This window comes from Pseudomonas sp. C8002 (genome assembly GCF_013385765.1).
Taxonomy (GTDB): domain Bacteria; phylum Pseudomonadota; class Gammaproteobacteria; order Pseudomonadales; family Pseudomonadaceae; genus Aquipseudomonas.
In genome coordinates this window covers 64841-91836 of record NZ_JACAPJ010000009.1, presented here as the reverse complement: position 1 = coordinate 91836, position 26996 = coordinate 64841, and the positions used below count along the sequence as shown (strand labels likewise).

The window sequence follows — 26996 nt, the reverse complement described above, 5'->3', positions numbered from 1 at the left end:
AAACTGCGCGCTTGTCGCTTTTGAGCAAGTGCGTCTACACCTTGAAGTGCAGGGCGTTGGTCAGGTCACCCATGGGTTTCTGGCCGCGCGCGGTCATGGCGTCGTCACGCTGCTTGAGCCCGTCGAGGGTTTCCAGCTGGAACACCCGGGTGATCAGACGCAGGATCGACGCGGTGTCGTAGACGGTATGGTCCACCGTGCCCTTGCGCGCGAACGGCGAGACCACCAGTGCCGGAATCCGCGTGCCCGGGCCCCAACGATCGCCTTTTGGCGGTGCAACGTGGTCCCACCAGCCGCCGTTTTCATCGACGGTGACGATCACCACCATGTTCTTCCACTGCGGGCTTTCCTGCAGCACCTTCAAGGCGCGGGTGATATGCCGGTCGCCCGAAGCGACGTCGGCGTAACCGGCGTGCATATTCAGGTTGCCCTGGGGTTTGTAGAAGGTCACCGCAGGCAGCTTGCCGGCCTGGGCATCGGCGAAGAACTTGTTGGTGCTGGCGTCATCCCCCAGGCCGCCATCGCGCAGGCGTTTATTGCGCTCAGCCGGGTTTTCCGGGCCTTGCTGCTTGAAGTAGTTGAAGGGCTGGTGGTGGTACTGGAAGTTCGGAATCTTCGGAATGCCGCCCGAGTCCTTGAACTGATCCAGCGTTGCTTGCCACGCACCGGCGTACCAGGCCCAGTCGACGTTCTTTTTCGACAGTTTGTCGCCGATGTGCTCGTGGGTTTGTGGCACCAGCACGTTAGGCAAGTCGGGCTTGGAGTAATCCGGGCGCTCGGGGTCGCGAATCCAGGTAGGCCAGTAAGGCGGGGCCAGGGTGTTCACGCCGAAACCGTCCGGGGTCAGTGCGCTGGGGCCGAATTGCGGCGGGCCGGTCATGGCGCTGGCCGGGGACTTGTCCAGAGGCTTGAGGCGCGGGTCGGTCGGGTCGTCGCTTTGCAGCGTGGCGATCTGTGCCTTGGCCACCGATTGCGCAGCGTTTGGGTACACCGGCGGGGTGGCACTGATCAGGTATTGGTGGTTGAGGAACGAGCCGCCAAACGCGCCCTGGAAGAAGTTATCGCAGAGCACAAACTCCTTCGCCACGTCCCACAAGCGCAGGGCGTAACGGCTCTGGGCGTAATGGCCCATCAGCAGGCCGCCGGAGTCGCCCCAGGCCACGAACGCATCGTTTTTACCGCCATTGATCTGCATCTGGTTCTGATAGAACACGTGCCACAAATCCCGGGTGACCAGGCTCAGGGGCTGGTCTTCGCCATTCGGGCCTTTGAGGGCGAACGGAGCGTTGGGCAGGTTTTCCTGGTATTGCACTTCGCTGGGGTACGTGACGCCATCCACGGTCTGCGGGCCAACTTGCAACACGCCGCCCCATGTCGGGGGCAGGGTGCTCAGCAGGCTGCCGTCGCGGTCGCGCTGCTGATAGTCCGCAGGGGCGAGGGCCGACAATGGTTTCTCGACCCCGGGGAAATCCGCAAACAGGTTGTTGAAGCTGCGGTTTTCGGCGTAGATCACCACCACGGTTTTAACCTGTTCGTGCAGAGCCTTGTCCAGCTCTTGCGGCGTCAGCGGACGCTCCACCGGCTTGCCGGGTGCCTCGCTGGTATTGCCGCAGGCACTCAGGGTCGCACCCACGCCCAGCACGGCCGCGCCTCCCAGGAAGCGCCGCCGGCTGGTGTCGACTGGCGGTTTGGCTTCAATGTCTTGGGAAGGGCGGTCTTCGTGCTCGTCGCTCATTGCTGGGAGTTCCTGCTGGTTGAATGTTGCAAGATATTTCGCAGGACGGTAGCAATGCAATGTGACGGAACGAAGACAGTGCCTTGAACGCTACAGGCCACTCATAACAAGCGCAGTGCCAATTGGCTGCCGGCGCGCAAGTACTCTACCTGGGACGCCAGCGCATCCTTGACGATGGCTTCGCCCGTGTCAGTCAGCTTGGCTTTCTTGGCATCGATGACGCAGGACTGCAGCAGTTGCATGGCCACATCCATGGCTTTCTGGAACGCCGTCACGTTGTTGTGCAGGCCAAACTCCTTGATAACAGTGGCCATGCGGCAATCGGCATTGTCGCGCAGGCCCTGGTACTCAACGAACGACACGTTGCCGTCCTTGTAAATAGCATTGATCAACTCTTCCAGCGATTTGGATAGGGGCGTCATCGGATTTTCCTTGGGGGGTGTGAGGCGTTATCCGAATCAGGTTAATCAAAGGCGTTGGCGGCAGAAATCAGGGGTTGCCACCGTAGTGAGTGGGACAACCCCGACGCGTTTGATCAGAAAGGTTACTGGCAGCTGCCCTATGGCATCACCGGCGGCAAATATTTAAGCGTCGTGCCCAACGCCCACAGCAGGAACAACACCAGCGGCGTATGCACCAGCAACTGCACAAACGAAAAGCCGATCAAGTCCCGCGCCTTCAACCCCAGCACGCCCAGCAGCGGCAGCATATAGAACGGGTTGATCAGGTTAGGCAGCGCTTCGGCGGCGTTGTAGATCTGCACCGCCCAGCCCAGGTGATATTCCAGGTCGTTGGCGACCTGCATCACGTACGGCGCCTCGATGATCCACTTGCCGCCGCCCGAAGGAATAAAGAAGCCCAGCACCGCCGAGTACACGCCCATCAACAGCGCGTAGGTGTCGTGGGACGCAATCGAGGTGAAGAAGGTCGAGATATGGTGCGCCAGGGTCGCGCCGTCACTGCCTTTCACCACGGTCATCAACGCCGCAATCGAGCCATACAACGGGAACTGGATCAGCACCCCGGTGGTGGTGGGTACCGCACGGGCCACCGCGTCGAGGAAGCTGCGCGGGCGCCAGTGCAGCAAGGCACCGACCATCAGGAACAGGAAGTTATAGGTGTTCAGCCCCGAGATCGCGCTGATCGCCGGCTTGGTCGAGAACTCGTGGAACAACCAACCGGCGGCCAGCAACGCCAGCAGGATGGTCAGCAACGGGCTGTGCTCCAGCCACTCGCCCGGACGGGTCGGCGGTTGCGGCTTGGGCATGTTGAAGGCCGGGTCGATACCGCAAGCCTTGGCGTCACGGGCGGAGTTCGGCCCGGGCGCGGTGGCGTAGGCGATGATCAGCGACACCACGATCAGCGCCAGCAACAGCACGCCGGACTGCCACAGAAAGATGGTGTCGGTGAACGGGATCATCCCGGTGATCGACAGGATCGACGGCGGCAAACTGGCCGGGTTGGCCTGCAACTGCGCCGCTGACGACGACAGCCCCAGCGCCCAAACGGCACCCAGGCCGAGGTAGGCCGCAGCACCGGCCGCGCGGTAATCCATGCGCAAATCCGTACGCCGGGCCAGCGCACGCACCAGCAAACCACCGAACACCAGGGACAGGCCCCAGTTGAGCAACGAGGCGACCATCGAAATCAGCGCCACCCAGGCCACGGCAGAACGGCCGTTCTTCGGGATGCGCGCCAGGCGGTCGATCAACTTCACGGCGGGCGGGGAGCTGGCGACCACGTAACCGCCAATCACCACAAAGGCCATTTGCATGGTGAACGGGATCAAACTCCAGAAACCGTCACCAAACGCCTTGGCGGCCTCGGTCGGCGCGGCGCCCATGCCCAGGGTCGCCACGGCGACAATGATCACGGCGAGGGCGGCAAACACCCAGGAGTCAGGGAACCAGCGCTCGGCGAAGTTTGAACAACGCAGGGCGAATCGGGCGTAGCGGCTGTCTTCGATAGCATCGGCCACGTTCAGTACCTCTATTTGTATTTATTATGGGGGCGGCAGTTTTGCTGCATGTTCCTCTACGGCTATTCATTTGGGAATGTAGTTATCTTCATTGATCAATGAGTAAAGCAAATATATCCGGCGAGATTGCCATCACCGGGCCCAGCTCATAACCTGCAGGCCATTTCGTTTGTCTGCCGAGCTTTTCCATGACTGCCACCTCTTATCCACAGGCGCAGCGTTTCTCCCGCTCCGACTACAAAACCCTGGGCCTGGCTGCCCTGGGCGGGGCCCTGGAAATCTACGACTTCATCATCTTCGTATTTTTCGCGCTGACCCTCAGCCAGCTGTTCTTCCCGCCGGAAATGCCCGAGTGGCTGCGTCTGCTGCAAAGCTTCGGCATCTTTGTCACCGGCTACCTCGCGCGCCCGCTGGGCGGAATCCTGATGGCACACTTCGCCGATCACCTGGGGCGTAAACGGGTGTTCAGCCTGAGCATCCTGATGATGGCGCTGCCGTGCCTGCTGATCGGCATCATGCCCACCTACGCACAAATCGGTTATTTCGCACCGTTGATCCTGCTGGCGCTGCGCATCCTCCAGGGTGCGGCAGTGGGCGGGGAAGTGCCCAGCGCCTGGGTGTTTGTCGCCGAACACGCTCCGGACAACCATCGTGGTTATGCCCTGGGCTTCCTCCAGGCCGGGCTGACCTTCGGCTACCTGCTCGGCGCGCTGACGGCGACGCTGCTGGCGCAAGTCTTCACCCCGGCCGAAATCCTCGACTACGCCTGGCGCTTCCCGTTCCTGCTCGGCGGCGTGTTCGGCGTGATCGGTGTCTGGCTGCGGCGCTGGCTCAGCGAAACCCCGGTGTTCCTGCAAATGCAGGCCCGTCGCCAGGCCGGCGCCGAACTGCCGCTGCGTACCGTCCTGCGGGAACATCGCAGCGCGCTGCTGCCGGCGATGATCCTCACCTGCGTGCTCACCTCGGCCGTCGTCGTACTGGTGGTGATCACCCCGACCATGATGCAGAAAACCTTCGGCATGAGCCCCAGCCACACCTTCGCCCTGAGCGCGTTGGGCATCGTGTTCCTGAATATCGGTTGCGCGTTGGCCGGGCTGCTGGTGGACCGCATCGGCGCCTGGCGTGCGGTGTTGGTCTATAGCCTGCTGCTGCCGGTGGGGATTGCCGTGCTCTATGCGAGCCTGATTGCCGGTGGCGTGTGGCTGGGCGCAGCGTATGCAATTGCCGGCTTGAGTTGCGGGGTGGTGGGCGCGGTGCCGTCGGTGATGGTCAACCTGTTCCCGGCGCAGGTGCGGGTGTCGGGGATTTCCTTCACCTACAACATTGCCTATGCGCTGTGGGCGAGTACCACGCCGCTGATGTTGATCGCGTTGATGCCGACCAGCCCGTGGATCTGCGTGGGGTATTGCGTGGCGATGGGCGCGGTGGGCGCAGTGAGTGCGGCGCATTTTGGCAAGCGCCAACCTACCTGATCGTTCCCACGCTCTGCGTGGGAACGCCTCACTGGACGCTCCGCGTCCGCTCGTGTGACGCGGAGCGTCACGGATGCATTCCCACGCGGAGCGTGGGAACGATCATTACGTCAGGAAGTGCCACATCAGCAGCGTGCCCACCAGGCCCACCACCGACACAATGGTCTGCAACACCGACCACACCCAGATCGTCTGCTTCAGTTGCAAGCCGAAGTATTCGCGCACCATCCAGAAGCCGGCATCGTTGACGTGGCAGAAGAACACCGAGCCGGCACCAATCGCCAGGGCGACCAGTGAGCTTTGCGTCGCAGCCAACCCCGCCATCATCGGCGCGAGGATGCCCGCCGTTGTCGTGGTGGCGACGGTCGCCGACCCCGTGGCCTGACGCAGCGCCACCGCAATCAACCAGGCCAGCAACAGATACGGCATGTGCGCGCCTTCGGCCACCTTGCTGATGGTCTGGCTCACGCCGGCATCCAGCAGGGTTTGCTTCAACCCGCCACCGGCGCCGATGGTCAGCAGCAGCACCGCGATCGGCGCCAGCGCCTTGCGCAGGGTGTTGCCGACATCGGCCCGCGGCATGCCGCTGGCCCAGCCCAGGCAGATCACCGCGGCAATCACCGCCAGGCCCAGCGCGATCAACGGCTCACCGAGGAACTTCAAGGTCAGTGCCACCGGGCTTTCCGGCGACATGGCAACCTTGGCCAGGGTGCTGCCGAGCATCAGGATCACCGGCAACAGGATGATCAGCAGCGACACACCAAAACTCGGCTGGCGCGGCGCCTTGGGCGGAGCACTGAACAGCGCGCCAATGTCGGCCGGCTCATCCACGTGCATGCGCTTGGACAGCCAGTTGCCGTACAACGGGCCGGCCAGAATCACGGCCGGCACTGCCAGGCAAAAGCCCAGCAACATGGTCAGGCCCAGGTCGGCGTGCAACGCGCTGACCGCAATCAGCGGCCCCGGATGCGGTGGCATCAAGGCGTGCAGGGTGGTCATCCCCGCCAGCGCCGGGATCGCGATTTTCAGCAGCGGCTGGTTCGAACGCTTGGCCATCACGAAGATGATCGGCACCATCATCACCAGGCCCACTTCGAAGAACAGCGGCAGGCCAATCACCATCGCCACCAGCGCCATCACCCACGGCAATGACTTGCCTTTGCCCAACCCCAGCAGGGTGGTGGCGATACGGTCGGCAGCGCCGGACTCGGCCATCAACGCGCCGAGCATCGAGCCCAGGGCAATGATGATCCCGGCTTCACCGAGAATCGCCCCGGCGCCTTTGCTGAAGGCCTTGGCCACTTCTTCCGGCGGCAAGCCCGCGCCGACACCCGCGATAAACGTACCGATCAGGATCGACAGGAAGGGCGGCAGCTTGGTCGCGCTGATCAACACAATGATGCTGGCGATGGCCAGTAATACGCAGAACATGAGGCGGGTGTCGTGAACCATCCACGCGGCAGTCGATAACTCCAAAACGGGACTCCTTATCGAACAGGTTGGCTAATGTGTTTCTTTTTGTTTCCTGCTCGAAAAGCATACCTGATACAACGGTTCCAGAGCGTTCATGTTCAATTTTGGTGCGCATGGCTTAACGCCCAGCTGACGGCGAGATGACAATTTTGCAACTCGTGCCGGTGGTTTTGGCCTAGAGCTCTATGATCAACCGGACGACCACCCACGAGGATATTTCATGAGTGCAGGACACAGCCACGCCCAGGTACGCGCCGGCCACGAACGGCTGTTATGGATCGCATTGGCACTGACCGGCAGCTTTATGATCGCCGAGGTGATCGGCGCCTTTATCACCGGCAGCCTGGCGCTGTTGTCCGATGCCGCGCACATGATGACCGACGCCCTGGCGCTAGGGATTTCCCTGGTGGCGATCCAGGTCGCCAAGCGCGCCGCCGACCGCAAGCGCACCTTCGGCTATGCGCGTTTCGAGATCCTGGCGGCAGCGTTTAATGCGCTGCTGCTGTTCGGCGTGGCGTTCTACATCCTGTATGAGGCGTATCAACGCTTGCAGGCGCCCGCCGAGATCCAGTCCACCGGCATGCTGGTGATCGCGGTGCTGGGGCTGATCGTCAACCTGATTTCCATGCGCTTGCTGAGTGCGGCCAGCGGCGAAAGCCTGAATGTGAAGGGCGCTTACCTGGAAGTCTGGAGTGACATGCTCGGCTCCATCGGCGTGATCATCGCGGCGCTGGTGATCATGTACACCGGCTGGGGCTGGGTGGATTCGGTGGTGGCGGCAGCGATTGGCTTCTGGGTGTTGCCCCGCACCTGGACGCTGCTCAAGGAAAGCATGAACGTGCTGCTGCAAGGTGTGCCGGATGGCATTGATATCGACAAGGTGGAGCAGGCGATTCGCGGCGTTCCCGGCGTCAAGGACGTGCACGACCTGCATATCTGGGCCCTCACCAGCGGCAAAAATGTGCTGAGTACTCATCTGGTGGCGGATTCGGCGCAAGGCAGCGAGCAACAGATCCTCAGCCAGGTGACGGAGTTACTGCATGAACAATTCGATATTTCCCACGCCACGATCCAGATCGAAGGCGAAGGTTTTCAGCATGACGAGCACGACGAGGTGCACGCCTGACCGTCACTCACGGTCTTCCAGCACATAACCCACGCCGCGCAAGGTATGGATCAACTTGCGCTCGAACGGGTCATCGATCTTCGCCCGCAGGCGGCGGATCGACACTTCCACCACATTGGTGTCGCAATCAAAGTTCATGTCCCACACGAACGAGATAATTTGCGTGCGCGACAGCACCACGCCGCTCTGGCGCATCAGCAGGTGCAGCAGGGCGAACTCCTTGGTGGTCAGGTCGATGCGCTGCAAACCGCGAAACGCCCGGTGGCGGCCCTGATCCAATTCCAGGTCGGCCACCCGCAACACATCCGGCACCGGCGAATGCACGCTGCGGCGCATCAAGGTGCGCACCCGCGCGAGTAATTCGGGGAACTCAAACGGCTTGACCAGGTAATCATCGGCGCCCAGGTCCAGGCCCTTGATCCGGTCGGCGAGGCGGCCCTGGGCGGTCAGCATCATGATGCGGGTGCTGCTGTTCTGGCGGATGCGTTGCAGCACGTCCCAGCCATCCATCAACGGCAAATTCACGTCGAGCATCACCAGGTCGTAGGCGTGCTGGCGAGACAAATGCAGGCCGTCGGCGCCAGTGGCGGCACAGTCGACGATATAGCCACTTTCGCTCAATCCCTGATGTAGATAATCGGCGGTTTTAGGTTCGTCTTCGATAACCAGAATACGCATGTCGAGGATCCCGCTGGGCAGTGGAAAAGTTGCCCGGAGCTTAAAGCAAAAGCCCGCGCCAGAGCCGTTGCTAACGGATTTGTAATGTTCTGGCCACTCCTCTGATAAGTACCGAAAGTTACATTGCCCACCTGTTAATTCATGGGCATGGAACTCTTGTTATGCCAACTTTTGTCCGCACGTTTATCGGCGCTTCGGTGCTGTTGCTGATGACGGTCCAGGGCGCAAACGCGCAAACCCTGACCCTCGAATCGGCCCTGCAAACCGCCTTCGCTAACAACCCCGACATGGCCGCTGCGCAGTGGGAAATCGACATCGCCCAAGGCGGTCGCCAGCAGGCCGGTTTGATCCCGAATCCGGTGGCCTCCTGGGACGCCGAAGACACCCGCCGCAACTCGCGCACCACCACCGTAAAACTGAGCCAAACCCTGGAGCTGGGTGGCAAGCGCGGCGCCCGGATTGATGTCGCCACCCGTGCCCAGGAGGCGGCCGCACTCACCCTGGAACAGCGCCGCAACGGTCTGCGAGCGGAGGTCATCGACGGTTACTACGGTGCACTTCGCGCCCAGGTACGCCTCGACCTGGCCCAGCGCTCAGTGGCATTGGCCGAGCGCGGCCTGGTGGTGGCCAATGGTCGCGTCACCGCCGGCAAAACGTCCCCGGTGGAAGCCACCCGCGCCCAGGTGCAACTCTCGGAAATCCGCCTGGAATTCAACCGCGCGCAGATGGGCCTGAGCGATGCCTACCGGCGCCTCGCGGCCAGTACTGGCGCGGCCAGCACCGATTTCCAGGCCGTCGCCACCCAAGCCCAGGCCGCCCCGGCATTACCGTCGCCCGCGCAGCTGCTGGCGCGCCTGGAACAGACCGCCGAACTGCGCCTGGCCGAGCTGCAAATCGTCCAGGGCGAAGCGGCCCTGGGCCTGGAAAAAGCCCAGCGCATTCCCGACCTCGACGTGTCCATCGGCAGCCAATACGACGCCAGCGTGCGCGAGCGGGTCAACGTGGTGGGCGTGTCGATGCCGATCCCGCTGTTCAACCGCAACCAGGGCAACGTGCTGGCCGCGAGTCGCCGTGCCGACCAGGCCCGCGACCTGCGCAACGCTACCGAACTGCGCCTGCGCACCGAAACCCGCCAGGCCCTGGACCTTTGGCAAACCGCGAATACCGAAGTGCGCTCGTTCAACCAACAGATCCTGCCCGCCGCCCAAAGCGCGGTGGACAGCGCCACCCGCGGTTTCGAGATGGGCAAGTTCAACTTCCTCGACGTACTCGACGCCCAGCGCACCTTGATCGCGGCCCGCACCCAATACCTCGCGGCGACCGCCCAGGCCACCGAAGCCTGGGTGCGCATCGAACGGATTTACGGCGACCTCGCCCGGTTTTGATTTTTTCAGGAGCGTTCCATGAACAACAAACACAGGATGGCGCTGGCCGTTGCGCTGATGCTGGCGTGGCCGGCCATCAGCGGTGCGGCAGAGGCGGAAGAGGAAGGCAAGATCGAGCTGACCGAACAGCAGGTCCAGGCCGCCGGTATTCAACTGGCCCCGGCGCAATCCCGGCAGATCAGCACTGTGCTTTCGATGCCGGGCGAGGTGCGTTTCGACGAAGACCGCACCTCCCACATCGTGCCGCGTGCTGCCGGCGTGGTGGAGTTGGTGAAGGTCAACCTCGGCCAATCGGTGAAGAAGGGCGAGCTGCTCGCGGTGATCGCCAGCCAGCAGATTTCCGATCAGCGCAGTGAACTGGCGGCCAGTGAGCGCCGGGTGGTACTGGCCCGCACCACCTTCCAGCGCGAGCGCCAGTTGTGGCAGGACAGGATCTCCGCCGAACAGGATTACCTGCTGGCGCGCCAGGCGCTGCAAGAGGCCGAAATCGCCCTGAACAATGCCCGGCAAAAGATGAACGCCCTGAGCGGCAGCGCCGTATTGGTTGGTGGCAATCGCTACGAACTGCGGGCGCCGTTCGACGGCGTGGTGGTGGAAAAACACCTGGGTGTCGGCGAAGTGGTGAGCGAGACCAGCAACGCCTTCACCCTGTCGGACCTGTCCCAGGTGTGGGTCACCTTCGGCGTTTTCCCCAAGGATTTGAACAAGGTCCGGGTCGGCAAACCGGTGAAGGTCACGTCCTCGGAAATGGGCACCGAAGTGCTCGGTACCGTGGCCTATGTCGGCAACTTGCTGGGGGAGCAGACCCGCACGGCCACCGTGCGCGTCACGGTGCCGAACCCTGATGCTTCGTGGCGTCCAGGGCTGTTCGTTTCCGTGCAGGTCGCCACCGACACCTACCCGGCCAAGGTCACCGTCCCCCAGGAGGCGATCCAGACCGTCGAGGACAAACCCTCGGTGTTCGTGCGCACCAGCGACGGCTTCATGACCCGGCATATCGAACTGGGCGTCAGCGAAAACGGTTTCGTCGAAGTGCGCCAGGGCCTCGACGCCGGCGCGCAGGTGGCCACCGTCGGCAGCTTCATCCTCAAGTCCGAGTTGGGCAAGGCCTCGGCCGAGCACGCCCATTGACCCTGCGAGTGATTTCCCATGTTTGAGCGCCTTATCCAATTCGCCATCGAGCAGCGCATCATCGTGCTGTTGGCGGTGCTGTTGATGGCCGGTGTCGGTATCGCCAGCTATCAGAAATTGCCCATCGACGCCGTGCCGGATATCACCAACGTCCAGGTGCAGATCAACTCGGCGGCGGCGGGTTTTTCGCCGCTGGAAACCGAGCAGCGCATCACCTTTCCCATCGAGACCGCCATGGCCGGGCTGCCGGGCTTGCAGCAGACCCGCTCGCTGTCGCGCTCGGGCTTGTCCCAGGTCACGGTGATTTTCAAGGACGGCACCGACCTGTTCTTCGCCCGCCAGCTGGTCAACGAACGCTTGCAGGTGGCTCGCGAGCAACTCCCCGATGGCATCGAAAGCATGATGGGGCCGATCTCCACCGGGCTCGGGGAAATCTTCCTGTGGACCGTGGAGGCGAAAGACGGCGCGCGCAAGGAGGACGGCTCAGCCTATACGCCGACCGACCTGCGGGTGATCCAGGACTGGATCATCAAGCCGCAACTGCGCAACGTGCCGGGGGTGGCCGAGATCAACACCATCGGCGGGTTTGCCAAGGAATACCAGATCGCCCCGGACCCCAAGCGCCTGGCGGCCTACAACCTGACCTTGGGCGACCTGGTCACGGCGCTGGAGCGCAACAACGCCAACGTCGGCGCCGGCTACATCGAGCGCAGCGGCGAGCAATTGCTGATCCGTGCGCCGGGGCAAGTCGCGTCCATCGACGACATTGCCAACATCGTCATCACCACTTCCGACGGTACGCCGATTCGGGTGCGCAACGTCGCCCAGGTCGACATTGGCCGCGAGCTGCGTACCGGTGCCGCCACGGAGAATGGCCGCGAAGTGGTGCTGGGCACGGTGTTCATGTTGATCGGCGAAAACAGCCGCACGGTGTCCCTGGCGGTCGCGAAAAAACTCGAAGAGATCAACCGTTCGCTGCCTGAAGGTGTGGTGGCCGTCACCGTCTACGACCGCACCAACCTGGTGGAAAAAGCCATCAGCACCGTGAAGAAAAACCTCTTCGAAGGGGCGCTGCTGGTGGTGGCGGTGCTGTTTCTGTTCCTCGGCAATATCCGCGCTGCGCTGATCACCGCGATGGTGATTCCCCTGGCCATGTTGTTCACCTTTACCGGGATGTTTACCAACAAGGTCAGCGCCAACCTGATGAGCCTCGGCGCGTTGGATTTCGGGATTATCGTGGATGGCGCGGTGGTGATCGTCGAAAACGCCATCCGCCGCCTGGCCCACGCCCAGCAGCGCCACGGGCGATTGCTGACCCGCAGCGAGCGCCTGCATGAAGTGTTTGCGGCGGCCAAGGAAGCGCGGCGCGCGCTGATCTTCGGGCAACTGATCATCATGGTGGTGTACCTGCCGATCTTCGCCCTCACCGGGGTGGCCGGGAAGATGTTCCACCCGATGGCGTTCACCGTGGTGATCGCGCTGCTGGGGGCAATGATTCTGTCCGTGACCTTCGTGCCGGCGGCCATTGCGCTGTTCGTCACCGGCAAGGTCAAGGAAGAGGAAAACCTGGTGATGCGCAGCGCACGCCGTGTCTACGCGCCGGTGCTGGATTGGGTGATGGCGCGCCGGCCGCTGGTGTTCGGCCTGGCGGTGCTGGCCATCGTTGCGTCGGGCCTGGTGGCCAGTCGCATGGGCAGCGAATTTATCCCCAGCCTCAGCGAGGGTGATTTCGCCCAACAAGCGTTGCGGGTGCCGGGCACCAGCCTGACGCAGTCGGTACAGATGCAGCAGCAACTGGAAAAGACCTTGATGGCCGAGGTGCCGGAAATCGAGCGGGTATTCGCCCGCACCGGCACCGCGGAAATCGCCTCCGACCCGATGCCACCGAACATCTCCGACAGCTACGTGATGCTCAAGCCCAAGGACCAGTGGCCCGACCCGAAGAAGTCCCGCGAGGCAATCATCGCCGACATCCAGCGCGCCAGTGCGATTGTGCCGGGCAGCGTGTATGAACTGTCGCAACCGATCCAGCTGCGCTTCAACGAACTGATTTCCGGCGTGCGCAGTGACGTGGCGGTGAAGGTGTTTGGTGACGACATGGCGGTGCTCAACAAGACCGCCGGGGAAATCGCCGAGACCTTGCAAACCCTCAAGGGCGCCTCGGAAGTGAAGGTGGAACAGACCTCCGGCCTGCCGGTGCTGACCATCAATATCGACCGCGACAAGGCCGCGCGTTTCGGCCTGAACGTGGGCGATGTGCAAGACACGATTGCCGTTGCCGTGGGTGGGCGCCAGGCCGGGACGATGTACGAAGGCGACCGGCGTTTTGATATGGTCGTGCGTTTGTCTGATGCGCTGCGCACCGATATCGAAGGCCTGTCGCGGCTGTTGATTCCGATCCCGGCGCTGGCGAATAACGCGGCGGGGCAGTTGGGTTTTATCGCGCTGTCGGAAGTCGCCAGCCTGGACCTGGTGCTCGGCCCCAACCAGATCAGCCGCGAAAACGGCAAGCGCCTGGTGATCGTCAGCGCCAACGTGCGTGGGCGGGATATCGGCTCGTTTGTCGAGGAAGCCGGGACGGCCATCGGCACCCAGGTGAAAATTCCTGCGGGCTACTGGACCAGCTGGGGCGGCCAGTTCGAGCAGTTGAAGGAAGCTTCCGAGCGCTTGCGCATCGTGGTGCCGGTGGCATTGCTGCTGGTGTTCGGCTTGCTGTTCATGATGTTCAACAACCTCAAGGACGGGCTGCTGGTGTTCACCGGGATTCCCTTCGCGTTGACCGGCGGGATCATGGCGCTGTGGCTGCGGGACATTCCGTTGTCGATCTCGGCGGGCGTGGGTTTTATCGCGCTGTCGGGGGTGGCGGTGCTGAACGGGTTGGTGATGATTGCGTTCATTCGCAACCTGCGGGAAGAGGGGCGCTCATTGTCGGTGGCCATCAACGAAGGCGCCCTGACGCGCTTGCGCCCGGTGTTGATGACGGCGTTGGTGGCGTCGCTGGGGTTTATCCCCATGGCCCTGGCCACCGGCACCGGCGCCGAAGTGCAGCGCCCGTTGGCGACGGTGGTGATTGGCGGGATTATCTCGTCGACGCTGCTGACCCTGCTGGTATTGCCGGCGCTGTATCACTGGGCGCACCGGCGTGAAGAACAGGAAGACCGCCCGATGCCTGGCCAATAACCTGTGGTGAGGGAGCAAGCTCCCTCACCACAATGGTTTATTGGCAGATAGCGTTGGTATGAAGGGGAAACACCAACCGAAACACAGTGAAATCTCCGGGCTCGCTGCTGACTTCTGCCAGGCCTTGATGCAGGGTCATGATTGACCGCACGATGGCCAGCCCCAGCCCGGTCCCCCCTTCGGAGCGGGCGCGGCTGCTGTCGACGCGGTAGAAACGCTCGAACAGGTTCGGCAGGTGGTGCGCTTCAATCCCCGGGCCCGGGTTGCCCACCGACAGCGAGACTTGCTGCCCGTGGGTTTCCACCTGCAACGACACCGTGGAAGCGTGTGGCGTATGACGGATGGCATTGGACAACAAGTTGGAAATCGCCCGCTGAATCATCAGGCGATCGCCATGCACCGAGGCATCACCGTGAAGGCTCAGGCTCAGTTGCTTGTCTTCGGCACTCAACGCAAACAGTTCCATCACCCGGCGTGCTTCAGCGGCCAGGGACACGGGCGCAAACGAAACCCGCGCCGCCGGGTGGCTGACCTGTGCCAGGAACAGCATGTCGGAAACGATCCGCGCCAGCCGCTCCATTTCTTCAGTGCTGGATTCCAGCACCGCCTTGTACTCCTCGGGCGGGCGCTCCCGGGACAACGTCACCTGGGCCTTGCCCATCAAGTTGGTCAGTGGCGCGCGCAGTTCATGGGCCAGGTCATCGGAGAACTGCGACAGCTGCTGCACACCGCCATCCAGGCGTTGCAGCATGAAATTGATGCCCTGCGCCAACTCGCCCAACTCGTTGGGCAAGTTATCCACAGCCAGGCGGTGGGTCAGATCCTGTGTGGTGACCTTGGCCGCGACGCGGCTGAACTGTTGCAGCGGTGCGAGCCCGCGTTGCACCACCCACCACGCGCCGATGCCGATCAGCAGCAACAGCAGCGGCAGGGCGATCACCGTGGAACGCAGGTAAGCACTGAGCAATGCCTGATCGTCCCTGCGGTCCAGGGACAGCAGCACCCGCACGCGTTCGCCGCTGGACAGGCGCATCAGGCTGGAGGCGCTGAGCACCTGGTTGCCGTTGCTGTCGTCCCAGTTCAGGTAACCGAGGGTCTGGCGTGGGGCGAAGTCGGTCAGCAACGGTTCCTGTGGCTTGGCACCGACGCTCAGCAGCACCGCTTCATCGGGTGCGGTGCCGACGATGGTCAGGTAGAAATTGTCATGCCCCATCACCAGGTCCATCAGCGAATGCGGGCGGGCCTTTATGTCGCGGGTGTCCAGGCCGAGGGCGAGGCTGTGCTGGATCTGCTCCATCTTGCTTTCCAGGCCCTTGCGCGCCAGTTTCTCAAGCTCGTGGGTCAGCGCCAGGTAGGCCAGTGTCGCGAGCAGCACCACCAGGCCCGCGCCCATCAGGCTCACCGTCAGCCCGAGGCGCATCGACAGGCTGCTGGCTTTCATTGGCGGGCCTCCAGCACATAGCCCACGCCGCGAATGGTATGGATCAGCTTGACGTCACTCTGGTCATCGACCTTGGCCCGCAGGCGGCTGATGGAGACTTCCACCACGTTGGTGTCGCAGTCGAAATTCATGTCCCACACCAGGGAAATAATCTGCGTGCGGGTCAGCACTTCGCCGGACTGACGCATCAGCACATGCAGCAGCGCGAACTCCTTGGTGGTCAGGTCAATGCGCCGGGTGCCGCGATAGGCGCGGTGGCGGCGCGGGTCCAGTTCAAGGTCCGACACGCGGAAGACTTCCGGCACCGGTATGTGCTCGCTGCGGCGCAACAGCGTGCGCACCCGGGCCAGCAATTCGGGGAATTCGAAGGGTTTGACCAGGTAATCATCGGCGCCCATGTCCAGGCCCTTGATCTTGTCAGTCAGCCGGCCACGGGCTGTGAGCATCATCACCCGTTGGTTGCTGTCGCGGCGCAGTTGCTCAAGCACTTCCCAGCCGTCCTTGGCCGGCAGGTTTACATCGAGAATCACCAGTTCATAAGCGTGTTGCCCGGCCAGGTGCAGGCCGTCCACGCCGCTGGCGGCGCAGTCGACTACGTAACCGCTTTCGGTCAGGCCCTGCTGCAGGTAGGCGGCGGTTTTTTGCTCGTCCTCAACCACAAGGATACGCATGGGGGTTTACCTTTTACTGATAGAGAGAGACTGAAATTCGAATTTTCCGAAGCCTGAAGGCTGAAGTAGCTACAGGGTCAATCAGCCAGTTTGTGACTGGTTGTTGCGTTGCAGAACGGGCGGGCAAAAAAAACGCCCCATCCGGGGCGTTAAAAATTCATCTCTTTCCAAAGGAGCTACACAAAAGCTTCAGAGATGAATGTGCTCGGTGTGCGCCGTTCAGATCGACTGCTTCTGTGCGTCGGCGGGCGCGGTCTCGGCCACGGACTGTTCACCGTGGACCTGCTGCTGTTGCTGGCGGAACTCGGCGAGGAACTGCCGGGAACGGTCGGCGCCGTCGTCGGCGAATGCGAGGGTGGAAGTGGCGCCGAGAAAACTGATCAATAACAGGTGGGATGGCTTCATGACGTGTCTCCAAATAAGGCGTGTGCCGTTAGTTGTGACCAGTATATGAAGCGCAACTTAACGAGAAGGTGAGGCGCATATTACAGTTCTGACAGGCTTCAATTTGTGAACAGATGTTAGTCAACGGCAAATGAATGTAAGCATTTGCCGTTGTGTTCATTTACAGAATTGCCAATGGGTATTCGACAATCAACCGAACTTCTTCCAAGTCCGACTCAAAGGCACTTGAGCGAACGGTCGCCTGGCGCAAACGCAGCGACAGGTCTTTCAAGTTACCGCCCTGCACCACGTACTTCGCCTCGATATCCCGCTCCCAGCGGCGTTGATCGGTCAGCGGGTCGCCGGCCGCGTCACGGCGCATGTACACGCTGTTGGCGTTGCTGTAGTCGGCGCCGGTACCTTTGCCATAGCGGGTCATGAAGGTCAGGCCAGGAATGCCGAAGGCCTGCATGTCGAGGTTATAGGCGAGCATCCACGAGCGTTCCCTGGGCGAGTTGAAGTCGCTGTACTGGATCGAGTTGTTGAGGAAGATCGAGTCCGACATGCGCAGGTAGTCAAAGTCGTCATCGCCGTTGTTGCGCTGGTGCGACAGGGCCAGGCTGTGGGCGCCGACCTTGACCCCGAGCCTGGCGCTCCAGATGTTGTTATCGAACTCGCCAAGGCGTTTCTTGCCCTCGTCCACGGCCTTGTAATAGTTGAAGTCGCCAAACAGCGACACGTCATCGTTCAGCGGGTAGCTGGCGGCGCTGCCGAAGTAGTACTGGTCCCAGGCATCCTTCAGGCGGCTGGTGTACAGGCTGACGCTGAGGTGTTTGTTCACCTGGTAGTCGCCGCCGGCATAGCCGATCCAGGGTGAATCCACCTTGCCCGCATAAAACGTCGCGAAGCCTTTATCCATGCCGCTTTGAGTAGGCTGGCTCATGCCGCTCAAGTGCCCGGCCTGCAAGCTCAAGCCGTCAATGCTGGTGTTTTGCGCGGTGACGCCACGGAAGCTTTCCGGCAACACCCGCGAGTCGCCGTAGGCCACCACCGGGGTCAGCGGGAACACGTCACCGGCCTTGATCACGGTATCCAGCAGACGCACTTTTACCGCGCCGCCGAGCTTGCTGTAGCCATCCTCGGGGTGGTTGTCGCTGTCTACCGGCAGTACGCCGAACGAGCCCTTGCCGCCGCTGCGGCCGGTGCCGGAGTCGAGTTTCAGGCCATACATCGCAAACGCATCGAGGCCGAAACCCACCGGACCCTGAGTGAATCCGGATTCGAACTTGCCGATAAAACCCTGGGCCCAGGCTTCGGAATAGCCATTGCCGGTGGGGCTCGACTGGCCCTTGCGGTCATCGCGGTTGAAGTAGAAGTTGCGGGCCAGCACGTTCAAGGTGCTGCCTTCGATAAACCCTTCGGGTTTTTCTTCCACGGCCATGCCTGACAGCGGGGTGAGCCCCGCCAGGGCGGCAATCATGGAGAGTGAAAATGTGCGGTTAGTGCTCATGTAGCGCTCCTCGGTAGTGGCAGCTATCAGCTTCTTATCGATGGGGCATTCTTGTTGTGATGGCGCCCGGGCAGATAGTTGCAAACACGAGATAACGGCGAGGTGGCGCACAGATTACAATTTTGGAATTTCAATAAAACATAACGGATAAGTAATCTGTCGGTGAACTTTGCGACAGGCTTGGTTAGTTATTCTTGCTCTGAACTTTTAATTCAATAAGTCAGACGAGGACGCCCTCATGAATACCCTGAAAACCACTGTCGCTGCATTGGCCCTGATCGTTTCCGCTGGCGCGATGGCCGAAGGTGGAGGCGACCGCACCTTCGCCCAATTGATGCAAAACAATGAGCAAGCCATGGCCGCCTACGCCGCCAGAAAGGGCAAGCCTGCGCCCGAGGTGATGGTGTATCGCTACGGCATGAAGCTGGACATTGCCAAGGTGGTGAATGTCACGCCGCCGATCCGCTCGTGCAGCGCGGTGCCGTCACGCATGACCTACGAAGACTCCACCGGCAAGCTCAACACGCTCCACTACCAAGTGATGGGCATCTGCCGTAACAACGGCAGTTGAGGGGCTGAAAAAATATAGTTGGGCAATGGGCTAAAGCTCTCTTAAGAAAATGCCGGCAGCGCCGATGCAGGTCAGATCCCGCCCTCATTTGCCCACCGGTGCCTCCATGTTCAACACCCGTCTCAAGCAGGAGCTGTCTGCTCTTCGCGAAGAATTATCCAGTTTGCAGCAGGTCAAGGAGAGCCTGGAAAGCGAAATGATGGCCCTGACCCTGGATCCCGAAGGGCGCATCGAATCCGTCAATGCCATCTTCCTTCAAGAGATGGCTTACCAGGCAAGCCAGCTGCAAGGCCGCCTGATCGAGGATCTGGTGCCGGCGCACGTCAAGCACGACACTTTTCAACTGCGCTTCACGAACGCCCTGGTGCGTGGCGAACACTTCGCCGGTTCCGTACGCCTGATGCGCGGCAACGGCAATGAGGCGTGGCTGCGCTCCATCGTGCAACCGGTGCGTGGCAGTGACGGGCGTATCAAGCATATTTCGATGTACTCCAGCGACCTGACCCGCACTATCGAGGCGTCCCGCGAGCACGAAAACCTGATCACCGCGCTGGTGCGTTCCACGGCAGTGATCGAGTTCGACCTCAACGGTAATGTACTGACGGCCAACGACCGTTTTCTCAACGGCATGGGTTACAGCCTGGCGCAGATCCAGGGCAAACATCACCGGATATTCTGTGAGCCGCAGGATGCCGGCAGCGTCGAGTACCAGCAGTTCTGGAAGCGCCTGAACGCCGGTGAATTCGTCGCGGGCCGCTTCAAGCGAGTGGACAGCCACGGGCGGGTGGTGTGGCTGGAGGCTTCGTATAACCCGGTGCTCGACGCCAACGAGCGGCTGTACAAAGTGGTCAAGTTCGCCACGGTGATCACCGACCAGGTCAACCAGGAACAGGCCGTGGCCGACGCGGCCAACATCGCCTACAGCACCTCGCTGCACACCGACAGCAGCGCCCAGCGCGGCACCACCGTGGTCACCCAGGCGGTGGAGGTGATGCGCGACCTGGCCAAGCACATGGAGCAGGCGGGTGAGGGCATTGAAGCGCTGAACGCCCAGTCCCAGGTGATTGGCAGCATCGTCAAGACCATCAGCGGCATCGCCGAGCAGACCAACCTGCTGGCACTCAACGCCGCCATCGAAGCCGCCCGCGCCGGTGAGCAAGGCCGTGGTTTTGCGGTGGTGGCCGATGAGGTTCGGCAACTGGCGTCGCGTACCAGCAAGGCCACCGAGGAAATCGTCGGCGTGGTGCGCCAGAACCAGGACATGGCCCGCGATGCAGTGGCGCTGATGACCGATGGCCGCCTGCAGGCCGAGCAAGGGCTGGCATTGGCGGCCGAGGCGGGCACAGTGATCGTCGAGATCCAGGACGGCGCCCAGAAAGTGGTCAGCGCTGTAGGGCAATTCGCCAATCAACTGAGCAGCTAGTCACCCGGGCTCATGCTTGAGGTATCGTAGGTTTTTTTTCCGAGCCTTTCGTCCATGAGCCCTAACCATCGCCGTCCCGTCCCGCTGTCCAAGGCCTACCGCTTGCTCAACCACGGCCCGACCGTACTGGTCAGCGCCGCGCACAACGGCCAGCGCAACATCATGGCCGCGGCATGGGCGATGCCGCTGGATTTCGAGCCGCCCAAAGTCGCCGTCGTGCTGGATAAGGCCACCTGGACCCGGCAACTGCTCGAAGGCGCCGGCACTTTCGTGCTCAACGTACCGTGTGCGGCCCAGGCCGATATCGTGCAGACCGTGGGCAACACCACCGGCAGCGAGACCGACAAGTTCGCCGCATATGACTTGCAGACGTTCAGCGGCGAACACACCGAAGCGCCGATGCTTGAAGGCTGCGTGGCGTGGCTGGAATGCCGCTTGCTGCCGGAACCGCATAACCAGCAGACCTACGATCTGTTCCTCGCCGAAGTGGTGGCCGCCCAGGCTGATGAGCGCGTATTCAGCGACGGTCGCTGGCATTTCGAAGGGCAGGATGCGCTGCGTACCTTGCACCATGTGGCGGGCGGGCATTTCCTGACGATTGGTGAGCCGATTGATGGGCGACAGCTTTAAGCCCAGTGCCAATTCTTCCGGTACAGCCTGGTTTTGTGGCGAGGGAGCTTGCTCCCGCTGGAGCGCGAAGCGGTCCCATTGTTTCCTTCCAATACACTTGGTCGGTAGATATACGACTGCTGCGCAGCCGAGCGGGAGCAAGCTCCCTCGCCACAAAGGTTGTGTTACCACTGGGTTTTGCTGAGTGCCTCGGCAAACGCCATCAACTTCGGCGAGTACTGCCGCGATGGCGGATACACCAGCGATATCGCCCGACTGCGCCCGGCAAATTCCTCCAGCAAGGGCACTAGGCGCCCGGCCGCCAGATCTTCCCGCACCGCAAAGTCCATCACCTGGGCGATGCCGAATCCGCCCAGCGCACCGTCCACCAGCGCATCGCCGATATCAAAGATCAACCGCCCCTCGACACTCACGTCCTGCACCCTGCCATCGAGCATGAACTGCCAGTCCACCAGCCGGCTGGTGCGCAGGTTACGTACGGTCAGGCAATTATGGTCCTTGAGTTCATCGACGGTCTGCGGCGTACCAAAACGCGCGAGATAAGCCGGTGCGGCGACGGTGACCCAGCGCAGCGGTGGCAGTGCCCGGGCGATCAGGCGTTGGTCCTGGATATCGCCGGTGCGCAGCAAGGCGTCAAAGCCTTCGTCGACGATGTCCACCAGGCGGTCGGTCATTACCGCTTCAATGCGCAGATCGGGGTATTGCAGGGTCAGCTCGCCGATCACCGGCATCACCACCTTGCGGCCAAACAACGATGGCGTGCTGATCTTCAGCAAACCGGACGGTGAGGCACGGCGGTCGAGCATTTGCCGCTCGGCTTCGGCCAGTTCCGCCAGCAGCGGCGCGCTGCGTTCATACAGCATCTGCCCGTCGGGCGTGAGGCTGACGCTGCGGGTGTTGCGTTGCAGCAGGCGCACACCCAGCTGGTTTTCCAGTCGGGAAATGGCCCGGGACAAGCCCGATTGGGTCAGCCCCAGGTCTCCGGCGGCGCGAGTGAAACTGCGGGTTTCGGCGACGCGCACCAGCAGGCGAACAGCATTCAGATCCATGATTAAAGTCATTACTGAAAGAGTGATAGGGGTATTTATCATCTGTTGGGCATGAAAGAAACTGGCGCCTCTCATTTTCAGGCAGGACGCTGTGATGTCTTCTTCTCGACCCTCTGGCTGGATGCTGTTGCTGCTGGCAACCGCGCAACTGATCATCGCCCTCGACGCGACCATCGTGTTTGTCGCGCTGCCGCAAATCGGCAGCCACCTGGGTTTTTCTGCCCAGCAATTGCAGTGGGTGGTCAGTGCCTACAGCGTGGCGTTTGGTGGCTTCCTGTTGCTGGGCGGTCGGGCGGCGGACCTGTTGGGCAAGCGGCGCTTGTACATGCTTGGCCAGTCGCTGTATGCGCTGTCTTCCCTGGCGGCGGTGCTCGGTGGCAGCGCCTTGCTGCTGGTGCTGGCGCGGGCGGTGCAGGGTGTGGGTGGGGCGCTGTTGTTCCCGGCCACGCTGGCGCTGATCAACACCCACTACGCCGAAGGGCCCGCGCGTAATCGGGCGTTTGCCGTGTGGAGCGCGGCGTCTGCGGCGGGCCTGGCATTGGGCGCGTTGCTCGGCGGCGTGCTGACCCAGGCCTGGGGCTGGGAAGCGGTGTTCCTGGTGAACGTGCCATTGGCCGGTGCCTGTGCCCTGGCGGCGCGCTACTGGATTCCCGCCGATGGCGAGCGGGCCCGCGGGCGCAACTTTGATATCAGCGGTGCGTTGACCGTGACGCTGGGCGGCACCTTGCTGGTGTTCTCCCTGGTGCAGGGGCCGGAGTGGGGCTGGGCGGCGCCGTCAACCCTGGGCTGCATGGCCCTGGCGTTGGTGCTGCTCGGGTTGTTTGGGTGGATCGAACACCGGGGCCGTGATCCGTTGATGCCGCTGCGCTTGTTGGGCTATCGCGAGTTGCGCATGGCCATGGTGTTGACGGCGGTGTTCATGAGCAGCTTTGGCGTGCAGTACTACTTTCTGGCGGTGTGCTACCAGCAGGTCTACGGCTACAGCGTGTTGCAGGCGGGGTTGGCGTTTTTGCCGGCGACGCTGGTGTGCACCGCGGGTATCTGGCTGGCGGAGCGTTCATTGGCGCGGCTGGGGTTGCGCAACACCCTGGTCAGCGGCCAGTTGGCGGGCGCGGTGGGTATCGCTTTGGTATGTGTGGCGTTGCCGACGGGGGCGGGGTTCTGGTCGTTGCTGCCGGGGATTTTCATCCTGAGTATTGGCCAGGGCATGACCTGGACGGCGATGTGGGTGGCCGCCGGGCTGGGCATCCGGCCGGGCGAGCAGGGCGTGGCGGCAGGCATGGCGTCCACCAGCCAGCAGATTGGCGGTGCGTTGGGGCTGGCGTTGCTGGTGTCGTTGGCGAACGCCGGAGGGTCGACGGGCGCGGCGCAGGCGGGCGGGATTGAACTGGCGTTGTGGTGGAGCGCGGCGATTGCCCTGGCGGGTGCGGTGCTGGCGTTGGCCCTTAAGGAACGAGCTCCAGCGTCGAATACGATTTCGGCAGCGACATAGTTCAACTGTAGGAGCTGGCTTGCCTGCGATAGCGGAGTGTCAGCCAACAATTTATTAACTGATCCACCGCCATCGCAGGCAAGCCAGCTCCTACAGGTTGATCGCGTTTCAAGGCGGGATTTCAGCGCCCGAGCATCTTCACCCAGCGCGACGGCGGCATGCCGAAAGTGCTGCGGAACTGGCGGGTCATGTGGCTCTGGTCGGTGAAGCCGGCGGTCAGTGCCGCATCTACCAATGACTGGCCCTGGCCCAGCAGGCTGCGCACCAGGTCCAGGCGGCGCATGGTCAGGTAGCGATAGGGGCTGGTGCCGAACAACAAACGAAAATCCCGCGACAACGCCCAGCGGTCGCGGTTGGCGTATTCCGCCATTTCATCGAGGGTAATCGGCCGTCCCAGGGCGCTGTGGATAAATTCCCGTGCGCGCTCGGCGGCCCGGTAGTCGAAGGTCTTGCGATTGACCGTGATGCCCGACGCGTTATTCAGCGCCTGGGCCAAGTCAAACATCGCGTCCTGTTCCTGCAGCGGGTCAATCGGGCAATCCAGGCTTTGCAGCAACACTTCACTGGCGCGGTACAGCCACGGGTCGCTGGACAATCCGCCGGGGATGAACGGTAACGGCTTGCCGCCGAGCACCTGCTGGATCAGCGCCGGCTCCACGTAAATCATCCGGTATTTGAAACCTTCCTCGCTGCCGGCCCAGCCGTCATGCACTTCATCGGGATGGATCACCATGGTCCGCCCCGGCAGGCTGTGGGTCATGCCGCCGCGATAGTGAAAGCTCTGCACACCGAACAGGGTACGGCCGATGGCATAGGTGTCGTGGCGATGGGGGTCGAAGCCAAACCCGGCAAAATACGCCTCGATGCGCTCCAGGCCACTGGCGTGGGGCGCGCGGTGCAGCCAGTCGATATTGGTCGCCATGATGAGTTGTCGCGCAAAGAGATGGAAATACGGTAACCCAGTCTGAATCCGCTGTCTGCCGGGGTCTTGTACGATTGTGCAGGGCGGGTACCGGGCATATGATCCTGATTCCTGCACTGCCCTCGGCGGAATCCCAAATGGAATTGTTCAATCCGGCCTACGCGGCTCCTCTGGTCTCGCTGGCCCTGCTCTGGACCGTCGCGGTCGTCACGCCTGGCCCGAACTTCTTCAACACCGCGCAACTGGCCGCCAGTTGTTCACGCCGCCATGGCGTGGTGGCGTCGGCTGGCGTGGCCACCGGCACCGTGATGTGGGGTCTGGCAGGCGGTTTGGGGATCAAGTCGCTGTTCACCGCAGCACCCATGTTGTACCTGGCGTTCAAGATCATCGGCGGCTGCTACCTGATTTACCTGGGCTTGAAACTGTTCCGGCGCTCGGCACCGTCGATGGCCCAGAACCTGTTGCCCGACGAACCTCGGCGGTCACTGTTCTCCGCCTGGCGCCTGGGTTTGCTGGGCAACCTGTCCAACCCCAAGGCGGCGCTGTTCGTCGCGACGATCTTTGCATCCACCATGCCGCAGTCACCGTCGCCGACGCTGCTGACCCTGGCCGTGATCACCATGGCGACCTTGTCATTCAGTTGGTACTCCTGCGTGGCACTGGTGTTTTCCAGTGAGCGGATGGCCAACGTCTATGCCCGCTCGCGCAAGTGGCTGGACCGGTTTGCCGGTGGTTGTTATGTGCTGTTCGGGGCCACGCTGGTAGCGAATCGCTGACGGCTCATGGTAAGAAGCCTTACTTTTCAAACGTGAGGCCGATCATGAGCAAGCTGCGGGTAGGGATTATTTTTGGTGGCCGTTCGGCCGAGCACGAAGTGTCGCTGCAATCGGCGCGCAACATCGTCGATGCACTGGACCGTTCGCGCTTCGAGCCGATCCTGATCGGCATCGACAAGGCCGGCCACTGGCACCTCAACGACACCTCGGGCTTTCTGCTCAACGAAGAAAACCCGGCGCTGATCGCTCTCAATCAATCCAATCGTGAACTGGCCGTGGTGCCGGGCAAGGCCAGCCAGCAACTGGTGGAAACCGCCAGCCAGGCCTCGTTGGAACATGTCGATGTGATCTTCCCGATCGTCCACGGCACCCTCGGCGAAGACGGCTGCCTGCAAGGCCTGCTGCGCATGGCCGACTTGCCGTTTGTCGGCTCCGACGTGCTGGGCTCGGCCGTGTGCATGGACAAGGACATCAGCAAACGCCTGCTGCGCGATGCCGGGATTGCCGTGACGCCGTTCATTACCCTCAACCGTCGCACGGCGGCGCGAACCACCTTCGAACAAGCCCGGCAGAAACTCGGAGTGCCGATGTTCGTGAAACCGGCGAACCAGGGTTCGTCCGTGGGTGTGAGCAAGGTGGGCAGCGAGGCTGAATATCATGCCGCCGTAGAACTGGCCCTCGGGTTTGATGAAAAGGTGCTGGTGGAGTCCGCGGTCAAAGGCCGGGAAATCGAATGCGCCGTGTTGGGCAACGAGAATCCCATCGCCAGTGGTTGCGGCGAGATCGTGGTACGGGAAGGTTTCTACTCCTACGACAGCAAATACATCGATGACCAGGCAGCCCAGGTGGTGGTGCCGGCGGATATCAGCGTTGAAGCCAGCGAGCGCATTCGTGCGTTGGCTATCGAAGCGTTTGAAACCCTGGGCTGTGCCGGGCTGGCGCGGGTGGATGTGTTTCTGACGGATGAGGGGGAGGTGCTGATCAACGAGATCAACTCGTTGCCGGGCTTTACGCGCATCAGCATGTATCCGAAGCTGTGGCAGGCGGCAGGCATGAGCTACAGCGAGCTGGTGAGCCGGTTGATCGAGCTGGCGCTGGAGCGGCATGCGGGGCGTAAGGGGTTGAAGATCAGCCGCTAAAGATCAAATGTGGGAGCTGGCTTGCCTGCGATAGCGGTGGATCAGTGAATAAAATATTGACTGACACTCCGTCATCGCAGGCAAGCCAGCTCCCACACTAGATTTGCGCAGTCCTGGAAATCCACGAATACAACAACGTCTTGCGCTCCGTACTGTCATGGGTCCTTCGGCGGTAACTCGCAAACGCCGGTGAGGTGCAATACGTACACACCTCGCTCACCTCAACCTGCTCAGGTTTTATCCCTGCCGCCTCCAGCAAGATCAGCGCATACCGGCCCAAATCAAACCACGCACTCAACGCCTGCCTGGGGGCTGGCGGCTGAATCTGCGGTGCCAACAACGGCCCCGGCTGCTCAAACGTCCACGGCGCATTTCCATCCCGCCACAAATGCCCCTGGCTCGCCTGCAACTGCGCCACAAACTCGCCACTCACCTCATAACAACACGGCTTGATCGACGGCCCGATCGCAATCCGCAACTGGTCCAACGCCACTCCCTCGGCGGCAAACCGTTGCATGGCATTGGCGATGATCCCGCCTTGCAGTCCCTTCCAGCCGCCATGAATCGCCGCGACAAAATCCCCGCTCTCCGAGGCCATCAGCAACGGCAGGCAATCGGCGGTGATCACCGCAATCGGCTGCACATCCCGGCTGAAAACCCCGTCAGCCTCCACCGTGTTGGGCGTAAGCTGCGGGTGCCATTCAATGGTCGTGGCGCTGTGCACCTGCTTGCAGATGAACACCTCGTCGGGCCGCAATGGATCGTCAATCGTACAAAACCCATGGTCGACGCCAGCCAGGGCGCCGAGGTTATTTGCCTTGTGCACGCGC

The 26996-nt window shown here is 62.1% G+C and carries 23 protein-coding genes and 1 pseudogene; 12 read left to right on the top strand and 12 right to left on the bottom strand.

Annotated features, from left to right (window positions below; translation table 11 throughout):
- Window positions 1–34 precede the first annotated feature (34 nt).
- From acpA to HX814_RS15870, 3 genes are all read right to left on the bottom strand, one after another.
- Window positions 35–1735 carry an acid phosphatase gene (acpA, locus tag HX814_RS15880; RefSeq protein WP_177009610.1) on the bottom strand — a complete coding sequence of 567 codons (1701 nt, stop codon included), beginning with the start codon at window positions 1733–1735 and terminating at the stop codon, window positions 35–37.
- A 101-nt stretch (window positions 1736–1836) separates the two neighbouring features.
- Complete coding sequence (locus tag HX814_RS15875; protein ID WP_010177091.1) at window positions 1837–2157, bottom strand: hypothetical protein; 321 nt, start codon at window positions 2155–2157, stop codon at window positions 1837–1839.
- Between the two features lie 137 nt (window positions 2158–2294).
- Window positions 2295–3713, bottom strand: a complete 1419-nt coding sequence (locus HX814_RS15870) for a short-chain fatty acid transporter (protein ID WP_008437512.1) — start codon at window positions 3711–3713, stop codon at window positions 2295–2297.
- Between the two features lie 188 nt (window positions 3714–3901).
- Between HX814_RS15870 and HX814_RS15865 the strand changes: the two genes are divergently transcribed.
- Entirely contained in the window at window positions 3902–5185 is a 1284-nt protein-coding gene (locus tag HX814_RS15865; RefSeq protein WP_177009609.1) for an MFS transporter, read from the top strand.
- A gap of 105 nt (window positions 5186–5290) precedes the next feature.
- On the opposite strand, the gene HX814_RS15860 is transcribed toward HX814_RS15865, so the two are convergent.
- Window positions 5291–6661 carry a gluconate:H+ symporter gene (locus HX814_RS15860; RefSeq protein WP_008437508.1) on the bottom strand — a complete coding sequence of 457 codons (1371 nt, stop codon included), beginning with the start codon at window positions 6659–6661 and terminating at the stop codon, window positions 5291–5293.
- A 217-nt stretch (window positions 6662–6878) separates the two neighbouring features.
- On the opposite strand from HX814_RS15860, the gene HX814_RS15855 reads away from it, so the two are divergent.
- Complete coding sequence (locus HX814_RS15855) at window positions 6879–7784, top strand: cation diffusion facilitator family transporter (RefSeq protein ID WP_003214407.1); 906 nt, start codon at window positions 6879–6881, stop codon at window positions 7782–7784.
- Between the two features lie 3 nt (window positions 7785–7787).
- Here the strand turns inward: HX814_RS15855 and HX814_RS15850 are convergent, their stop codons facing one another.
- Window positions 7788–8462: a heavy metal response regulator transcription factor gene (locus tag HX814_RS15850; protein WP_008437506.1), complete on the bottom strand. Its 675-nt coding sequence runs from the start codon at window positions 8460–8462 to the stop codon at window positions 7788–7790.
- Window positions 8463–8623: 161 nt separating this feature from the next.
- Between HX814_RS15850 and HX814_RS15845 the strand changes: the two genes are divergently transcribed.
- Genes HX814_RS15845 through HX814_RS15835 form a run of 3 tightly spaced genes read left to right on the top strand, consistent with a single transcriptional unit; the run spans window position 8624 to window position 14158 of the window.
- Window positions 8624–9847: a TolC family protein gene (locus HX814_RS15845; protein ID WP_177009608.1), complete on the top strand. Its 1224-nt coding sequence runs from the start codon at window positions 8624–8626 to the stop codon at window positions 9845–9847.
- A gap of 18 nt (window positions 9848–9865) precedes the next feature.
- The gene (locus HX814_RS15840) at window positions 9866–10978 is read left to right on the top strand and encodes an efflux RND transporter periplasmic adaptor subunit (RefSeq protein ID WP_177009607.1); all 1113 of its coding nucleotides are present in this window, start codon (window positions 9866–9868) and stop codon (window positions 10976–10978) included.
- A gap of 18 nt (window positions 10979–10996) precedes the next feature.
- Window positions 10997–14158 (top strand): CusA/CzcA family heavy metal efflux RND transporter, encoded by a 3162-nt coding sequence (locus HX814_RS15835; RefSeq protein ID WP_177009606.1) that lies wholly within the window; start codon window positions 10997–10999, stop codon window positions 14156–14158.
- A gap of 37 nt (window positions 14159–14195) precedes the next feature.
- On the opposite strand, the gene HX814_RS15830 is transcribed toward HX814_RS15835, so the two are convergent.
- The 4 genes from HX814_RS15830 to HX814_RS15815 all read right to left on the bottom strand — a co-directional run bounded on the left by HX814_RS15830 (window position 14196) and on the right by HX814_RS15815 (window position 18164).
- The gene (locus HX814_RS15830) at window positions 14196–15599 is read right to left on the bottom strand and encodes a heavy metal sensor histidine kinase (RefSeq protein ID WP_102368100.1); all 1404 of its coding nucleotides are present in this window, start codon (window positions 15597–15599) and stop codon (window positions 14196–14198) included.
- Window positions 15596–16270, bottom strand: a complete 675-nt coding sequence (locus tag HX814_RS15825) for a heavy metal response regulator transcription factor (RefSeq protein WP_003214417.1) — start codon at window positions 16268–16270, stop codon at window positions 15596–15598. The genes HX814_RS15830 and HX814_RS15825 overlap by 4 nt, the downstream gene beginning before the upstream one ends.
- Window positions 16271–16489: 219 nt before the next feature.
- Complete coding sequence (locus HX814_RS15820) at window positions 16490–16675, bottom strand: hypothetical protein (protein ID WP_008437498.1); 186 nt, start codon at window positions 16673–16675, stop codon at window positions 16490–16492.
- 160 nt (window positions 16676–16835) lie between these two features.
- On the bottom strand, window positions 16836–18164 hold the full coding sequence (locus HX814_RS15815) for an OprD family porin (RefSeq protein ID WP_134325732.1): 1329 nt from the start codon (window positions 18162–18164) through the stop codon (window positions 16836–16838).
- A 238-nt stretch (window positions 18165–18402) separates the two neighbouring features.
- Between HX814_RS15815 and HX814_RS15810 the strand changes: the two genes are divergently transcribed.
- From HX814_RS15810 to HX814_RS15800, 4 genes and pseudogenes are all read left to right on the top strand, one after another.
- Window positions 18403–18735, top strand: coding sequence for a DUF2790 domain-containing protein (locus HX814_RS15810; protein WP_134325733.1), 333 nt, complete (start codon window positions 18403–18405; stop codon window positions 18733–18735).
- A gap of 49 nt (window positions 18736–18784) precedes the next feature.
- Window positions 18785–19618: pseudogene (locus tag HX814_RS31705) on the top strand (PAS domain-containing protein); the annotation flags it as partial.
- 108 nt (window positions 19619–19726) lie between these two features.
- Complete coding sequence (locus HX814_RS31700) at window positions 19727–20158, top strand: methyl-accepting chemotaxis protein (RefSeq protein WP_371132413.1); 432 nt, start codon at window positions 19727–19729, stop codon at window positions 20156–20158.
- 54 nt (window positions 20159–20212) lie between these two features.
- On the top strand, window positions 20213–20788 hold the full coding sequence (locus tag HX814_RS15800) for a flavin reductase family protein (protein ID WP_003214424.1): 576 nt from the start codon (window positions 20213–20215) through the stop codon (window positions 20786–20788).
- Between the two features lie 164 nt (window positions 20789–20952).
- Here HX814_RS15800 and HX814_RS15795 read toward each other — a convergent pair whose 3' ends face one another.
- Window positions 20953–21837, bottom strand: coding sequence for a LysR family transcriptional regulator (locus HX814_RS15795; RefSeq protein WP_177009605.1), 885 nt, complete (start codon window positions 21835–21837; stop codon window positions 20953–20955).
- A 121-nt stretch (window positions 21838–21958) separates the two neighbouring features.
- Between HX814_RS15795 and HX814_RS15790 the strand changes: the two genes are divergently transcribed.
- Window positions 21959–23329 (top strand): MFS transporter, encoded by a 1371-nt coding sequence (locus HX814_RS15790; protein WP_218175021.1) that lies wholly within the window; start codon window positions 21959–21961, stop codon window positions 23327–23329.
- A 121-nt stretch (window positions 23330–23450) separates the two neighbouring features.
- Here HX814_RS15790 and HX814_RS15785 read toward each other — a convergent pair whose 3' ends face one another.
- On the bottom strand, window positions 23451–24251 hold the full coding sequence (locus tag HX814_RS15785) for an AraC family transcriptional regulator (protein ID WP_003214430.1): 801 nt from the start codon (window positions 24249–24251) through the stop codon (window positions 23451–23453).
- A 137-nt stretch (window positions 24252–24388) separates the two neighbouring features.
- Here HX814_RS15785 and HX814_RS15780 point away from each other — a divergent pair, with 137 nt between their 5' ends.
- Both HX814_RS15780 and ddlA read left to right on the top strand, forming a co-directional pair.
- The gene (locus tag HX814_RS15780) at window positions 24389–25027 is read left to right on the top strand and encodes a LysE family translocator (protein ID WP_008437491.1); all 639 of its coding nucleotides are present in this window, start codon (window positions 24389–24391) and stop codon (window positions 25025–25027) included.
- 44 nt (window positions 25028–25071) lie between these two features.
- Window positions 25072–26166: a D-alanine--D-alanine ligase gene (gene ddlA, locus HX814_RS15775; protein ID WP_177009603.1), complete on the top strand. Its 1095-nt coding sequence runs from the start codon at window positions 25072–25074 to the stop codon at window positions 26164–26166.
- Between the two features lie 97 nt (window positions 26167–26263).
- Here ddlA and HX814_RS15770 read toward each other — a convergent pair whose 3' ends face one another.
- On the bottom strand, window positions 26264–26992 hold the full coding sequence (locus HX814_RS15770) for a polyphenol oxidase family protein (RefSeq protein WP_177009602.1): 729 nt from the start codon (window positions 26990–26992) through the stop codon (window positions 26264–26266).
- Between the last annotated feature and the right edge of the window lie 4 nt (window positions 26993–26996).

Excerpts from the sequence above, each read along its gene's own strand:
- acpA (WP_177009610.1), bottom strand. The coding sequence starts at position 1,735 with ATGAGCGACGAGCACGAAGACCGCCCTTCCCAAGACATTGAAGCCAAA.
- HX814_RS15875 (WP_010177091.1), bottom strand. The coding sequence starts at position 2,157 with ATGACGCCCCTATCCAAATCGCTGGAAGAGTTGATCAATGCTATTTAC.
- HX814_RS15865 (WP_177009609.1), top strand. The coding sequence starts at position 3,902 with ATGACTGCCACCTCTTATCCACAGGCGCAGCGTTTCTCCCGCTCCGAC.
- HX814_RS15855 (WP_003214407.1), top strand. The coding sequence starts at position 6,879 with ATGAGTGCAGGACACAGCCACGCCCAGGTACGCGCCGGCCACGAACGG.
- HX814_RS15850 (WP_008437506.1), bottom strand. The coding sequence starts at position 8,462 with ATGCGTATTCTGGTTATCGAAGACGAACCTAAAACCGCCGATTATCTA.
- HX814_RS15845 (WP_177009608.1), top strand. The coding sequence starts at position 8,624 with ATGCCAACTTTTGTCCGCACGTTTATCGGCGCTTCGGTGCTGTTGCTG.
- HX814_RS15840 (WP_177009607.1), top strand. The coding sequence starts at position 9,866 with ATGAACAACAAACACAGGATGGCGCTGGCCGTTGCGCTGATGCTGGCG.
- HX814_RS15835 (WP_177009606.1), top strand. The coding sequence starts at position 10,997 with ATGTTTGAGCGCCTTATCCAATTCGCCATCGAGCAGCGCATCATCGTG.
- HX814_RS15830 (WP_102368100.1), bottom strand. The coding sequence starts at position 15,599 with ATGAAAGCCAGCAGCCTGTCGATGCGCCTCGGGCTGACGGTGAGCCTG.
- HX814_RS15825 (WP_003214417.1), bottom strand. The coding sequence starts at position 16,270 with ATGCGTATCCTTGTGGTTGAGGACGAGCAAAAAACCGCCGCCTACCTG.
- HX814_RS15820 (WP_008437498.1), bottom strand. The coding sequence starts at position 16,675 with ATGAAGCCATCCCACCTGTTATTGATCAGTTTTCTCGGCGCCACTTCC.
- HX814_RS15815 (WP_134325732.1), bottom strand. The coding sequence starts at position 18,164 with ATGAGCACTAACCGCACATTTTCACTCTCCATGATTGCCGCCCTGGCG.
- HX814_RS15810 (WP_134325733.1), top strand. The coding sequence starts at position 18,403 with ATGAATACCCTGAAAACCACTGTCGCTGCATTGGCCCTGATCGTTTCC.
- HX814_RS31700 (WP_371132413.1), top strand. The coding sequence starts at position 19,727 with ATGCGCGACCTGGCCAAGCACATGGAGCAGGCGGGTGAGGGCATTGAA.
- HX814_RS15800 (WP_003214424.1), top strand. The coding sequence starts at position 20,213 with ATGAGCCCTAACCATCGCCGTCCCGTCCCGCTGTCCAAGGCCTACCGC.
- HX814_RS15795 (WP_177009605.1), bottom strand. The coding sequence starts at position 21,837 with ATGGATCTGAATGCTGTTCGCCTGCTGGTGCGCGTCGCCGAAACCCGC.
- HX814_RS15790 (WP_218175021.1), top strand. The coding sequence starts at position 21,959 with ATGCTGTTGCTGCTGGCAACCGCGCAACTGATCATCGCCCTCGACGCG.
- HX814_RS15785 (WP_003214430.1), bottom strand. The coding sequence starts at position 24,251 with ATGGCGACCAATATCGACTGGCTGCACCGCGCGCCCCACGCCAGTGGC.
- HX814_RS15780 (WP_008437491.1), top strand. The coding sequence starts at position 24,389 with ATGGAATTGTTCAATCCGGCCTACGCGGCTCCTCTGGTCTCGCTGGCC.
- ddlA (WP_177009603.1), top strand. The coding sequence starts at position 25,072 with ATGAGCAAGCTGCGGGTAGGGATTATTTTTGGTGGCCGTTCGGCCGAG.